12 protein-coding genes are annotated in these 13,624 nt (G+C 61.6%); 4 read left to right on the top strand and 8 right to left on the bottom strand.

Features of this window, described 5'->3' with window-relative positions:
• Window positions 1–85: 85 nt before the first annotated feature.
• The 6 genes from VJR68_RS00360 to VJR68_RS00335 all read right to left on the bottom strand — a co-directional run bounded on the left by VJR68_RS00360 (window position 86) and on the right by VJR68_RS00335 (window position 7,102).
• Complete coding sequence (locus VJR68_RS00360; protein WP_324145560.1) at window positions 86–2,428, bottom strand: winged helix-turn-helix domain-containing protein; 2,343 nt, start codon at window positions 2,426–2,428, stop codon at window positions 86–88.
• Window positions 2,429–2,555: 127 nt separating this feature from the next.
• A complete protein-coding gene (locus VJR68_RS00355; protein ID WP_324145559.1) occupies window positions 2,556–4,748 on the bottom strand; it encodes a hypothetical protein in 2,193 nt (730 codons plus the stop codon).
• Entirely contained in the window at window positions 4,748–5,710 is a 963-nt protein-coding gene (locus VJR68_RS00350) for a prepilin-type N-terminal cleavage/methylation domain-containing protein (RefSeq protein WP_324145558.1), read from the bottom strand. Before VJR68_RS00350 ends, VJR68_RS00355 begins: the two co-directional genes overlap by 1 nt.
• A complete protein-coding gene (locus tag VJR68_RS00345; protein ID WP_324145557.1) occupies window positions 5,692–6,138 on the bottom strand; it encodes a hypothetical protein in 447 nt (148 codons plus the stop codon). Before VJR68_RS00345 ends, VJR68_RS00350 begins: the two co-directional genes overlap by 19 nt.
• Window positions 6,122–6,679 (bottom strand): prepilin-type N-terminal cleavage/methylation domain-containing protein, encoded by a 558-nt coding sequence (locus VJR68_RS00340; protein WP_324145556.1) that lies wholly within the window; start codon window positions 6,677–6,679, stop codon window positions 6,122–6,124. The genes VJR68_RS00345 and VJR68_RS00340 overlap by 17 nt, the downstream gene beginning before the upstream one ends.
• 3 nt (window positions 6,680–6,682) lie before the next feature.
• Window positions 6,683–7,102 (bottom strand): type IV pilin protein, encoded by a 420-nt coding sequence (locus VJR68_RS00335; protein ID WP_324145555.1) that lies wholly within the window; start codon window positions 7,100–7,102, stop codon window positions 6,683–6,685.
• Window positions 7,103–7,544: 442 nt separating this feature from the next.
• On the opposite strand from VJR68_RS00335, the gene VJR68_RS00330 reads away from it, so the two are divergent.
• The 4 genes from VJR68_RS00330 to VJR68_RS00315 are packed head-to-tail and all read left to right on the top strand — an operon-like array spanning window position 7,545 to window position 9,873.
• Window positions 7,545–7,973: a roadblock/LC7 domain-containing protein gene (locus VJR68_RS00330; protein ID WP_324145554.1), complete on the top strand. Its 429-nt coding sequence runs from the start codon at window positions 7,545–7,547 to the stop codon at window positions 7,971–7,973.
• Between the two features lie 45 nt (window positions 7,974–8,018).
• Window positions 8,019–8,378 carry a roadblock/LC7 domain-containing protein gene (locus VJR68_RS00325; protein ID WP_324145553.1) on the top strand — a complete coding sequence of 120 codons (360 nt, stop codon included), beginning with the start codon at window positions 8,019–8,021 and terminating at the stop codon, window positions 8,376–8,378.
• Window positions 8,379–8,417: 39 nt separating this feature from the next.
• Window positions 8,418–9,350 (top strand): hypothetical protein, encoded by a 933-nt coding sequence (locus tag VJR68_RS00320; protein WP_324145552.1) that lies wholly within the window; start codon window positions 8,418–8,420, stop codon window positions 9,348–9,350.
• Window positions 9,343–9,873: a GTPase gene (locus VJR68_RS00315; protein ID WP_324145551.1), complete on the top strand. Its 531-nt coding sequence runs from the start codon at window positions 9,343–9,345 to the stop codon at window positions 9,871–9,873. The genes VJR68_RS00320 and VJR68_RS00315 overlap by 8 nt, the downstream gene beginning before the upstream one ends.
• A gap of 130 nt (window positions 9,874–10,003) precedes the next feature.
• On the opposite strand, the gene VJR68_RS00310 is transcribed toward VJR68_RS00315, so the two are convergent.
• Both VJR68_RS00310 and VJR68_RS00305 read right to left on the bottom strand, forming a co-directional pair.
• Entirely contained in the window at window positions 10,004–11,044 is a 1,041-nt protein-coding gene (locus tag VJR68_RS00310) for an AraC family transcriptional regulator (protein WP_324145550.1), read from the bottom strand.
• A gap of 790 nt (window positions 11,045–11,834) precedes the next feature.
• Window positions 11,835–13,457, bottom strand: a complete 1,623-nt coding sequence (locus tag VJR68_RS00305) for a glycoside hydrolase family 28 protein (RefSeq protein ID WP_324145549.1) — start codon at window positions 13,455–13,457, stop codon at window positions 11,835–11,837.
• Window positions 13,458–13,624 lie beyond the last annotated feature (167 nt).

Below are 13,624 nucleotides of genomic sequence, written 5' to 3'. Positions count from 1 at the left end.
TATGCGGTATTTGCAGATGACCATCCCAGCATCGGCATGCCTGTAAAAGCTGGGATTTCATTCCAGCCTGCGAACGGCACCACATTCAAAACACTGGCGCGGCCGGCGTCTGCACCGGCCGGTCACCGGCCAGCTTGCGCGCCTTGTTCCACGACGTTTGCGCCTGGTCACCCTGCCCCAGTGCCTGGAACACACTCGCCTCCACCTCGGCGGCGCGCCAGTCCACATTGCTCCAGGTGGAAAGCTGGCCGCTGACGGCCGCGGCCTGATCCGTATGCCCGGTCGCCAGCAAAGCCAAGGCGTAGGACTGGCCGACGCCGACGGTGAATTCCGGCACGCCCGAGGCATCCGCCGCGGCCATGGCCAGCCGCAGCTGCGCCAACACCTGGTCGCGTTGCCCTTCACCCCAGGCTTGCACCGCTTTGGCACGCAGCAGCCAGATCGCAATCCAGTCATCCGGTTTCGGCAAGGCGCTCACCCATGTCTGCATGGCGGTGACGGCACGCTTGAGTTCGTCCGTCTGGCCGGCGCGTTGCAAGGCAACTGCTTGCAGATAGCAGCCTTCGGCATAGTCGCGCTGGTCGTGCTGGGCAAGCGATGATCCTTCCAAGGCTTTGCTTATCCATGTCAGCGCAGCGCGATCGTCGCCACGCTGCAAGGCAAACTTGGCCAGCAGCATGCGTGTTTCCGCGCGCAATCCTGCTTCTTCATTGCCGTTTGCATCGGTCAGCACGCTTTCGAGCAGGCTAGTCGCATCCGCGGTGCGGCCGTTGTCGGCCAGCGCGATCGCGCGCGTCTTGCTCAGCTGATGACGCGTGTAGGGGTCGATAAAATCCATGTGCTTCTGGTCGAACGGCCAGAAGCGGTCGGTGGTTGCCAGTTCGTCGGCATATTGCAACGACATGCTCTGTGCATCGGCCATCGCATCCAATGCCGACGAAAGCAACTGGCGCATACCCATGCGCTGGTATTGCTCGTAGGCATGCTGCAACAACGGCAACGCTGCGCCGAACTGGCCGCGGTCGATGGCGAGCTCCCCCATCGCGCGATCGACGCGCGCCTGGCCGATGGTGTCGCCGGCCAACGCGAACTGGATGCGCGCATGGCCGAGATCAGTGCTCGCCTCATCCAGCTTGCCTTGGTAAGTCTCCAGATGGGAACGATCCAGATAGGCTTCGGCCAGCGCATCGGCATCCTTTTGCCCCTGCAGCAGCCGTACGGCTTCGTCGAGCGCCGCTTCGCCTTTGTCCAGCTGATTGCGGCGCCGGTACGGAAACCATAGCGAGGTAAGTACCTTGCCGCGCAACAGCGGTTGCGTGGTGGGCGAGAGCCGCTTGCGCAGATCGGTCAGCGATGATTCGCATGCGTCGATGTTGCCTTCCACGCAGTAAAGCTGCGCTTGTGCAAAGGCCAGTTCGGGCGTGTTGCGCAACGACGGCGGCGCTTTGTCGATCAGCTGGTGCGCCAGATCGGGTTGCCCGGCAAGCTGCGCGGCCTGGATGCGCAACAGATATTCCTGCTGCGATTCACCACTTGCCATGTTGCGGGGCTGCGTATTGAAACCCAGTTGCGTCAGCAACAGATCGCTCGCGGCACGCGCCGCAGCCAGTACGTCTTCGGACGATGATTCCGCTTGCCAATCGCGTCCATCCTTGGCCTTGGCATCCAGATGCACGTGCCAGCGGTTATCCATCAAGGCGACGTGCGGTGTCACCACCAAGGCAAACGGCGCCAACTGCGCGCTGCTCGCGGTATCCGCCTGGCGAAGCAGGTTGAGCACATCGCGACTGTTCTCGGTCGGTACCTGTGCCTGGCGCAGTTGCGTGGAAACCAGATCCATCAGGCCAAGATGCAGCCATTGCCAATCATCCGGCGCCTTCACCTCGGCCGGCAGCACGATGGCTGTGCCCTGGTTGAAATGCACCGCAGGAGGCGCCTGCCGCGGCAGCGAGAATTGCCAGAGCGCGTAACCCACCGCCACGATCACCGTCAGCAACAAGGCGATCCACAAGGGGCGGCGCACGCGTTGCGGAGTAACTGCGACGTCACCAGTAACAGCAGCGCTTGCATCGTTCGCTTCACGCGTCGATACGGGCGCATCAGCAGCCTGCACCACCGTGGTATCCGGCATCCAGCGATAACCCACGCGCGCCATCGTCTTGATGCATTGCTGCTCGTTGCCCGCATCGCCCAGTGCACGCCGTAGACGCACGATGGTTTGCGCCAGCAGATTGTCGCTGACGTCCGCGCGTCCCCACACCGCGGAAATCAGTTCGTCCCGGCCCACCGGGCGTTCGCGGTGTTCGATCAGGTAGACAAGGCAGTCGAACGCGCTGGCCGCCAACACCACGGGCTCATCGCTCCGGCGCAATTCCCTGGCAAGCGGATTGAGCGAGAAATCGCCGAAGTAGTAGACGGGGGTCCCCATGGCCGAAACTCTACCATCCACGATTCACGCTCGCTCTATCCGTAGGCTGGGATGAAATCCCAGCATGTATCGGCATGGTGGTGCTGGGATTTCATCCCAGCCTACGTGGCAATTCCTGGCGGCATGGCTACAGATAGCGCGTCCAGGTGATCGTGCTGGTGTTGCTGCCGTTGGAACCGGCTTTCGCATCGGTACATCCCTGCATGCACGGCACGCTGCCGGGGTTGTAGGTGCCCGGCAACTGGCGCATGTCCATCAGCGTTGCACCGCTCAGGCTCACCGGCGAGTTGTCGTTCTTGTTCTGCGCGGCCGAAGTGATCGAGCCGTTGATGGTGGTGCTGCCGCCGGTATTGAGCACGTTGCCCGCCATCACGCTGCCATTGATCACCGAGCTTGCGCCCACGTTGATGTTGCCGCCGGAGAATGCGCCGTTGACGTAGCCGCCGGCCAGCAAGGCAATGTTGCCGACGGAATTATCGATCCACTGCTTGTTCTTGGTATCGCAAAAGTTGGTCGGATACATGCCGTCGAAATCCGCTTTCTGCGTTGCACTCAGCTGCAGGCCGGACGGCGTGGCGTTGGCGCAGATTTCGTCGTAGCCGGCGAAGTTCGGTGCATCGATGCGGAACGCACCGCCGGTGCTGATGTTGCCGGTGGCAATCGCAGTATCGAGGTAATAGCCGCCGTTGAAAGCGAGATCGCCTTCAAACCACAGCACGCCGCGCGCCAGGCTTTTGCCGCTCAGCGTCCACACGCCGTTGCTGTAGGAAAAACAGCCGTTCTCTTCTGACTGTCCCTGGCAGACCGTGTTAGCCGGCGACACCGGTTGCTGGCATTGCCCGATGCCGTCGGTGCCTACGCTGTTCGGCACCAGCTTGGTGCACAGGAAATCTTCGTAGCCGCGGTAAGAGCCGCTGGCAAATGACGGCGGATAACGGCCCAGGTAATACGTGCCGTTAGCGATATTGGCAATGTTGGACACGATCACCTGGATGGCGCCATTCACGAACTTGAACTGGTAATTGGCTACCGATTGCAAGGCATACGCATCGATCGCGGGATGATCGATGGTAACCGGCGGCAACGGCGTGATCTTGATGGTCGGCACCGTCACCGTGTAGCCGGGCTGTTCGGTGACATGCACCTTCAAATTCCAGAACTGCTCTTTGGTGAGCTTGCCGCCGATCGTGCCCGTCACGCTGTCGTAGCCCTTGACGTCGAGATCGCCACCCGCCTTCAGCGAACCGATGTCACCACCGCTGGTGCTGTCGACCACGTTGCCCGCGGCGACGACGCTATCGGGGCCGGCCCCGGTCAACATGACATTGCCGCCCGCGGTAATGCTCGTGTGGTTGTTGCTGCCCGCATACGTCACATTGCCATTGGCCTGGATGGTCGAAACGCCGCCGCCCGTACCAGTCCAGTTGACGTTGCCTTCGGTGGTGATTGTGCCAATGTTCACGCCGCCGGCAGGCACGTCGACGTCGCCGATCGCCGTCACCGTCGTCGCACTACCGCCATTGAACGTCACCGAACCATTGGACTGGATCACGAACGGCTTGGCGCCGCCGTCGATGACCACGTTGCCCTGCGCATTGATCAAGTCCGCACTGGCCGCACCGGTCACGGTCACGTCGCCATTGGCATATACCTGGTTGACGTGGATGCCGCTGCCGATCGTCACGTTGCCGGTGGAGCGAATGCTGTTGACGCCGGTGACCGTGGCGTTATCGAGCGTCACGTTGCCCATCACGTTCAAATTGGCGTTTTGCGCGCCACCGAGCACCGTGATGCCGCCGGTCAGATTGAGGTCTTTGTAAAAGTTGAGCGTGTTGATGTTGACCGATGCGTTGCCATTGCTATTGCTGGCACCGGTGCCCTTGGTCGCATTCGGTGTGACGTTGTAGACCACCTGCAAGATGGCCTTGCTCGCTGCCGGCGTACCGGTTGCCGCGCCCGCGGTGATGTTCGCCACCACCTGATAAGTGGTACCGCTTGCGCCCGACGTGGACGAAGTCGGCTTCACATTGAGAATGCTGACGGCAATGCCATCGCAACCGCTTATCTTCAGATCGCCAGACTTCAACGCGCTCATGTCGGCGGCAGCCAGATAACGGCGCACCACTTCCGCGCCCATCCAGGTGGAACCTTGTGCGGGCGTGATCGAGTGCAAACTGAGCTGCCCTTCCTGCGAACTGCGCACGCTGTGCACCACACCCATCGTGGTCACGGTCATCGCCAGGCCCACCAGCAAGACCAGCAATAGATTCATCACGCCTCGCTGGCGAGACGGCGAGGCGGGTAACGTGGCGCGTCGCATCAGTGGGTTCCTTGCTGCTGGAAATTGGGCAGGCATACCGAGAACGTCGGTACGTTGGTGACGGCGGAACTGCTTGAAAATTCGCTGCTGGAAGAACTGGCGGGGTTGTCACCGGACGAACCTGATGAACCATTGGAACCGGACGAACCCGATGCATCGCCGGAGGAACCGGAACCTGATCCGCCGTTGCTCTTGCCTTTGCTGGCGCCGTAATCGTTGCCCTTGCCGTTGTCGCTATGGATGCTGCCGTCGCCCGAGCTGCCGGAACTGCTGCTCGAATCGCTGGAACCGCCGGGAAGATTCGTCTGCCCGTGATCCTGCTGATCTTTCGTCGGCAGGTAATAGCTCAATTGCAGCGTGCTCCCTGTCGACGCCGCCTGCGATTGATACGGCCAGCAACTGCCCGCATTGGCCTGGAACATCGACAGCGGCCCCAGGTAGCCGGTAGCGGCAAGCTGCTGCGGTTTCCACGTCACGCTCTGCCAATTGGCGGCACTCTTGCAGCTCGTCGGCGGCAGCAACTGCAAACCGTTCGACGTGACGATCAAGCCTTCGCACATATAGCCAGCGGGATCGATCGTGCCGGTCGCCGCCGTGGGGTTGAAACCCCAGATCACGGCGTTGCCGTTGGCGGCCGCACTGTAGGAGGTCAGCGCCGTGCCCTTGAGCTTGCCGTTTGTCAACGTGGCATTGCTCAGCACCACCAGGTCCGTACCTACCGTGGCGCCCGTGATGCCGAAGCCCGCTTGTTGCATTTCCTGCTGCGCCGCCAGCGAACCGGTGGCGATCTGTCCATCGCGCATGGATTGCTCATTGATGCTGCGCGCTTCCGTCACCAGGTTGCGGTAAAGCGTCAGCATGGCGGCAATGCCGATCAGGCCGACGGCGATGCCGACCAAGGTGCTGATCAGAGTGAACCCCGCGGCTCGCCTGCGCACGGCGATCAGCTGTGCTGGTTGCATGCCGCCACTCCCGTCGCAATGGCAGAGGCGTCCGTTCCCACCACGATGGAACCGTCAAACCCATCCGTGGGGCTGGGAATGCACAGCACCACGCTGGACGGCTGCGTCACGGCAATGCCGCCCACGGTGATCGAACTGCCGGCCGGGCACTGCACTGTCACCGCATATGACGTATTGGTCAGCGGCAAGGTGATCCTGGCCTGGTTGTTGTTGGCCTGGCCTGGGCAAAGCGTCGATCCGTATTGCTGCAACAGCAAGCGCATCTGGCTCGCCGCCACACCGTCGACGCGCGTGTATTTCGAACTCACTTCCATGCGGCTCACTGCGTAAGCGGTACCGGCACCAATAAAACCCATCACCAGCACGGCGATCAGCGCCTCCAGCAGCACGTCGCCGCGTTGTGCGCGTGGTTTACGGCAGGAAAACATGCAGCGCCTCCTCGGAGCTTACGTTGACGTCGAGGTATGTCACCTGCCCTTGTACGGAGGATTGGGATGGTGGCGATGATGACGCCGATGGCAGCGGTGGCGGCGTGCACGCAAGACTCGCCAATGACACTGACAGCAACACTCCACGCTCGTTATAGGCCGCGCATTGAAAAGGAATATTGGTCGCGGTTCTCACCACCGACGCATCGGAAGAAATCTGCGCCGTCCAATCGGCCTGGTTGGCGCAGGTGACCTGCTTGTTCGTATCCGCGCCAACGACACTCAGCTGCTGGCCGCTGAGACACACGGCGGCGGTCGGCAGACTTTGGTCCGTCAAGCCTTGCTGATTACGCAGCGCGAGTGCTTTGGCACGCCCCAGCGCTTCGGTCAGCTTGCCGGCGGAGTCGCGCTGGTGCGCCGACAATACCCATTCGCGCGCCAGCGGAATGCCGATGGTGAGAAGAAAGGCAACCAATGCGATGGTCACCATCAATTCGATCAGCGTGAAGCCACGCGTTACGCCCCTGTTGCGTATCGTCATGGCTCACCAGGTGGTTATGGAAGCGCAGCTGCCGGATATACCGCGCTGTCCGGCATCGTCCAAGGTCAGGGAGCACGTTGCGAGCGGACCCGCTTTGCCCTGGGCCGTCATGGTGTATGTCGTCGGCGAAGAATCGAGCGTGTACGTGAATGTGGCATCCTGAGACGGAGCCCATCCTTTATAGGCGTTCCTGATGGAATCGGTCGTAATGTTGCTATGCGTGCCGTATACCAGGTTGCGCTGCAACTCGTTTTGAAGATTCAACGACAATGCCGTCAGATCGGCCTTCGCCGCCTGCACTTTCGCGCGAGTGATGTAACTGCCATAGGCGCTCATCGCGATCGAAGCCAGGATGGCGATGATCACGATCACCACCATCAACTCGATCAAGGTAAAGCCGCGCTGCGAGCGCGTACTGTTCATGAGGATGTCCCCTTGCTTTGCGTGTGTTACGTGAGCATCGCCTTGCGGCCTGTGCAACCCGATTGCCGGCAACGGCGCCATGGCAATCAACGATGCAAATCCGACATGCGGGAGTCCTTGCTGCGCTGCTTTTCCGTCGCGGATGGCGTTCATTGGCACGATATCGGTTGTTAAAAATCGTAGGCCTGTGGGCCCAAGCAAACCATGGCATTACGCAGCCCAATCTCTGTCACAGTGGGACATGCGACACATTAGTTTTCCCGGTATTTCCGCAGCCAAACACCGATGACCTCAAGTGACAGTTAATCGAGCCGCAAAGGCAATGGCCGTCATTCGTATGTAAGGCGATCATGCGCGCCACACCACGAGCGCATTGAAGCGGCATGGACATCGCACCGCGTTCGTCACGACTCTCGACAGTCATGCCGCCTGGTTGAAACACATGCACGAACCTCTTGTAGCCAATGCCGCCTTTCGCAGGCTGGCGGAGCTCCGCGCGATCTGCGACCGGGAGCTGGCCGAGCTTTGCCAGCAATACCCCGAAATCAGCCTGGCCGTGGTTGCCACGGCCGATGCACGCCTGATCAGCATGCGTTCTTCCCTCGTGCAGGACGGCAACCGCATCGCCGCCATGACTGGATCGCTGCTGGGCCTGTGCGAATCGCTGGCGCGCGAGCTTGCCGGCGGCAGTTGCCAGTCGACCGTGGTGTCGATGGAGCACTACACCTGCATCATCGTGCGCATCGCCGATCCGCGTCATCCGCTCGCGCTGGCGATCGGTGTGGGACACAACATTCTTCTGGCGCTGTCGCGCCGCGTGGCGCTGGACCTGGCCACACGCATTTCCACGCATCTGCAGAACATGGCGTAAGCACACGCCGCGCGCCTGCTCCACCCCATTGATGGAAAGAACGACATGACTCATTTCAGCCTCGAAACGCTGCGCACCATCGACGGCTACGTCGCCAGCGCCCTGGTCGACGATGACAGCGGCATGCTGATGGCGGGCGACAGCAACGCCAGCATCGATCTGGAAATGGCTGCAGCAGGCAACGCCGAAGTGGTGCGCGCCAAGCGCAAAGTGGCCGCCGCGCTGAAGCTCAACGACACGATCGAAGACATCCTGATCAGCCTTGAGCGCCAATATCACCTGATTCGTCCGCTGGCGACCAACAAGCACGTGTTTCTGTACGTGATCATCGATCGCCAGAAATCGAACCTGGCGATGGCTCGCCATCACCTGAAAGCCTTCGAGAAGACGCTCGATTTTTCCTGAGCGGAACCCTTGAACGGCACCACCACGGAAGCAAAGCTCATGCACATCAAGCTCGGCACGGCAGGTCTTTCCGAAGAGCTGGAATTGCGCCTGTCGCTGGCGTGCGGACTGCTGGCCGCATCGCAGATTCACATTGAAATCCAGGATTGGCGCGGCAACGAAAGCGACATCCTGATCGTCGATATCGACAGCGGCCATGGCCGCCTGGCTTACGAGGTAGCCACGCGGCGCAACTTGCCGCTGATGGTGTTTCCGCGCAGCGGCGACACGGAAACGCCCTATGCCTCCCGGCTCGATCGCGATGCGCCGGCCGCCGCCATCGCCCGCGCTGTGCAGGAAAAATTGCAGCCTGCATCGGAGCCAACTTCCGATGATGTGCAGGGCTTGCTCGGCATCTGCATTCGCGAGTCCGGCTGCAATCAGGATCTGTTGGTAAAGCGCGGCAACATCGGGATGATCCTGCGGCATGCCGCGGGCCGCATTCTTACGCGTTCGGTCAGCGACCTGCCGGCGCTGGAAGCGCGCCTGCTGGAGAACGCGTGGTTGTGCGTGGCGCGCCCGGCGAACGATCCGTATGCCAACGAATGGCTGGTATCGCGCAGCCTGGAAAGTTTTCTGATCAAGGCATGCATGCGGCATCAGTCCAGCCTGCCCTCGCTCGGCGGCAAGCTTTATCGGCTCACGCGCTGGCCCGATCTTGGCGGCGTGACCGAGAGCGAGGAGGCGTTGCGACTTTCCTCGCTGTTGCAACGTTCCGCGTGGTCGGCCGAGACGCTGGTGCAGCACACCGGTATTGCCGCCACCTACATCAATGCGTTCCTGTGGGCAACGCTGGCCAGCGGTGCGCTCGCCTGTGCCGACGGAAGCGCGGTGGCATTCGTGACCCAGCCGGCGCCGACCTCGCTGTCTTCGTCTCTCCTTCAACGCGTCGCACGCCACTTCGGGCTGAAGCTCGGTTACTCGCATGCTTGATTCTGAAAAGACCATCAAACTCCTGTTCGTCGGCCCGCTCGGTTCCGGCAAAACCACGGCTATTCGCGCCATTTCCGATACCCCTCCGGTGTCGTCGGAAGTGCCATGGATGGGTGCCGGCGCCGGCGACAAGACCAGTACGACGGTTGCGCTCGACTACAGCACCATCCAGCTCAACCCCGACGAGACCTTGCATGTGTACGGCCTGCCGGGTCAGGAATACCTTGATTTCATGGGCCCGATCGTCGGCCCCGGCGCACTCGGCGCCGTGTTGCTGCTCGATGCTTCCTCGCAAACACTGGCCCAGGATTGCCGCGCGGCGGTGGAGCAATTGGCACGCATCGATCCCAACCTGAAGTTCGTGATCGGCATCAGCAAGAGCGACATCACTCCCAGTTTTTCGATGGAAACGATGTACGCGCTTGCGCGACGCATGAGTTTGTTCGTACCGATTTTTTGTATTGACCCGCGCGATCCGGCGCAGGTGAGGCAGTTGGTGAAGGCGTTGTTGTATTTGCTTTGAGTCTGCGTCCCTTTGAAGGGAAGCACGTAGGCTGGGATGCAATCCCAGCATTCGCGCACCTGATGCTGGGATTGCATCCCAGCCTACGTCCTCTCACCCAACCCTCTTCTCAAGAGAGAGTCGTTGTTGTTCACGCCACCTGCGCCAACCCACGCTCCAGCTTGTACGGCAACTTCGCCCGATACTGGCTCGGCGATTCGCCCGTCCAACGCCGGAATGCACGCGTCAAGTTGGCAGCATCCGAATAACCGCGGCGATTGGCGATCTCGTCGATCGTCATCGTCGTGTTCAACACGTCACGCAACACTTCCTGCTTGCGCGCCTCGTCCACCAATTGGCGGAAGTTGAAACCCAGGTGGCGCAGCTTGCGCTTCAGCGTGCGGCTGGACATGCACAGGGCTTGCGCCACTTCTTCCATGCCAAGGTAGGTACCGTCTTCCAGCGGCAGCAGGCCCTTGATGCGCGCGATCAGGCAGTTGTTCTGGCCGAGCGAGATGCGCTCGCGCTCGCAGTGCTGCTTCACCTGGTTCAACACCAGCGTATGCGCCGTGGGCAACGGCAGGTCGAGGTAGGCGCTGGGCATGCGCACCTGGCACAGGCCGGTGGCGAAGCGCACCTTTGGCAGGCGCTGGGCGTAGGCGGCGGCGTAGGACGGCTCTTCGTCCTTGAACCACATTTCCACCTCGGGCAATTCCTGCTGCGTCAGCTGCGCGGCGAGGCGGGCCGTCATGGTGGCCAGGCGCTCCAATCCGAAGCCGCGCATCAAGGCACCGGGAGCCAGATCCTGGATGTTCAGCTCGGCCAGCCCGTCGTGTTCGTGCAGGTAGATGCAGAAACCGGTGGTGCGCACGTCCAGGTAGCCGGTCCACAGGCGCAGTGCATCGCGCAGGGTGCGGCAGCTCATCAGCCCCAGTCCCAGGATGCCGTGCCAGGTCACACTGCTGCGCAGGCCGAGCTCGAAACCGAGACCCTCGTTGCCGGTCAGGCGCACGGCGTTTTCGCTCAAGGCGGCGTCTTGCTGCGTGGTGAGACGAAGGTCGCCTTCCAATTGGGCCGACCCGATGCCCGTGTCGGCCAGGGCCTGGTCCGCGCCGATACCCAGCTGCTCCAGATACTCAAGCAGCCCAATCGCATACTCCGCCGAGACGTCGCCCCGGTACCACTCGTTCATGATCCAACCCTCGTTATGTTCAATCGCCGGGGCGGGCCGACCCAGTTTCGGCCTGTCACCCTCGGCGTCGGGGTGGATCATCGGGAGGGGTGTCATGTCACGCATGCGGTTTGCCTATGCGGACTATTCGTTTGTGATGACAAGCTTTTTAATCAATGAGTTAGCCACACAAAAGCCAACGGATTTCACGGTATTTATCGTGGCCGACGTACGGCGAAATGTGGCCTGTCATGCCTGGTGAGGGGTGGTGATGGGGCTGGCCGGAGGTGTCGGATGTGAATGACACCGCGGGACAAGCGGTGGCCCGTAATGACTCCCTTCTTCTTCGGGAGAGGGGTGGGGGTGACGGTCCAGGCGAAGCCCGATGCGAACCTTTTGCGCGAGCACCGTCGCCCCGGCATTTGCCGGGCGACGGATCGACACATATATATGTGCACCGCACAACGGCCCATAAGCACAGCAATGTGTCCCACCCGGCCCTGCGCCGGGGCCAGGCCGCCCCCTAAACTTCCCTCAACCCAATCACCTCCCTGCATCCATTCCGTCCTGGGGTTTCGCGGACTGCATGGCGGGATCGCAGGTGAGCGCCCGACTCTGAACACTGATGTGGCTTCTCCCCGCAGAGTCTCCGGTTGGACTGGCGGGGCCGGCAGAGCGCTGTTTGACTTTGCCGGCCCCGTTTTCTGTCAGGAACACCCGCAGGCTGGAATGAAATCGTAGGCTGGGGTGCGAACCCCAGCATCGCCATGCCAATGCTGGGACTTCATCCCAGCCCACAAAAGCCTTGGGCTTAGATCGGTGCGTTCGGCTGCACCGTGCTGAACTTCACGAACGCCTGGCTGCAATCCACCGGCGCCGGGCTCGCGGTGATGGAACCGGCGAACGACACCCCCGTGCCGTGCTGCTGGGTCAGCTCCTCAGCAAAACTCACCGTGCCGGGACCGAAGGTGAAGACCGTATTGGCCGGCAACACGCTCGGGCTGCCGTTGTGGCCTTTCATATACATGGTCGGCTGCGCGCCATCGAACTGCACATTGTTCAACGCGATCTGCAGCGGTTGCTTCGCATACGCCGCGAACACCGCCTGGCCGCCGCCATAGGCGACGCTGCCCAGGTCATGCAGGCCGTTGATGGTGATGTTCTTGAACCACGGATACTTCTTGCCCTTGGACGAGCTGTAGTAGCTGTCGAACACCAGCGGCTGGCGCACGTTCTGCATGCATACGCCCTGGTAGGTCACGCCGCTCACCACGCCACCCCTGGAAGCGTCGGACTTGATGCGGATGCCCACGCCGTTCGGGCTGTCATGGCCATCCACCACCAGATCCTGCACAGTCACGTCGCTCACGCCGGTGTTGGTTTCGCTGCCGATCGACAAACCGTGCCCGTAATACAGGTGATCGTGCGCGAGCAGCAGGTGCTGCGTGCCATTGCCCGAGCCGGCCTTGATCGCCACGTGATCGTCGCCGGTGCTGATGTACGAATACGCGAGCACAACGTGGGTGGATTCGCCCGGATCGAAACCATCGGTGTTCTTGACCGTTTCTGGCGTAAAGCACGTCGCGTAAGTACCCGACACCTGATCCGGCGTGGTCTTCTTCGGGCAGGCGTACGCGCCTTGCGTATAGGCGGCGCTCGGCGACAGGATCTTGATGCCCCATGCCGTCACGCTGTCAAGGTTGTCGAGCACGACATGGAAATTCGCCGAGTTCTGCAGCGTAACGCCATACAACGTGAAGTTGCTGCCACCCTGCACGTCCAACAGGCGCGGATTATGCTGCGTCACGTTGGCCGTCTTGGTCTGGTAGGCAACGTCCCACCAGGTTTTCACGCCGGCATTCTGGCCGGCGGTGAGCACCGCGCCGCCGCGGCCATCGATCACGCCTTCGCCCACGATACCGGCGCCCACCACCTTGCTCGCACTGATCAGCGCATTGCACGACGCCTTGGTGTTGGTGTTGGCGATGCCGCACAAGCCCAGGCCGTTGTCGTAATCGGCCGGATTGCGCGAACCGAACACGGTCACGCCCTTGTCGATCCACAACGTCACGCCGGACTTGAGCGTGATCGGCCCGATCAGGAAACCGGATTGACCCGCATCGCCCTGCACTAGATGCACGGCTTCGCCCGCGGGACATTTGCTGATGGCAGATTGGATGCTGGCCGTATCCGGCGCCGACTTGCTCGGATCGCTATCGAGTGCGGCCGGCAGCAAACCGTTCACTGGCGTCTGCGTGGCCTTGACCGTCGCGCACACTGCGTTGGACGCCGGCAACGACGGTTCGTTGACCGTGGTGCCCCATGCTGTTTGCAGGCTGCCGGTGGTTTGCGCCGCACAGGCGAACGCAACCGTTCCCAGCACGGTGCCTACCGTGAGGGACAATACTTTCGGCGATAAGGGACTTGCTCTCATGCAATGCTCCGGTAGTGGGTACAACAAAAACGTTCGACAAAAAACACGCGCGCAGCCCGTAGGCTGGGATGCAATCCCAGCTTTCTTTGCGTTTGAAGTATTCGATGCTGGGATGTCATCCCAGCCTACGCGGCTAAAAGATCGAGACAGCAGGTTGGATGGGCTAA

The sequence above is a fragment of the Dyella sp. genome (assembly GCF_035277725.1).
In the GTDB taxonomy this organism is placed as follows: domain Bacteria; phylum Pseudomonadota; class Gammaproteobacteria; order Xanthomonadales; family Rhodanobacteraceae; genus Dyella_B.
This window is presented reverse-complemented; position numbering and strand designations above follow the sequence as displayed.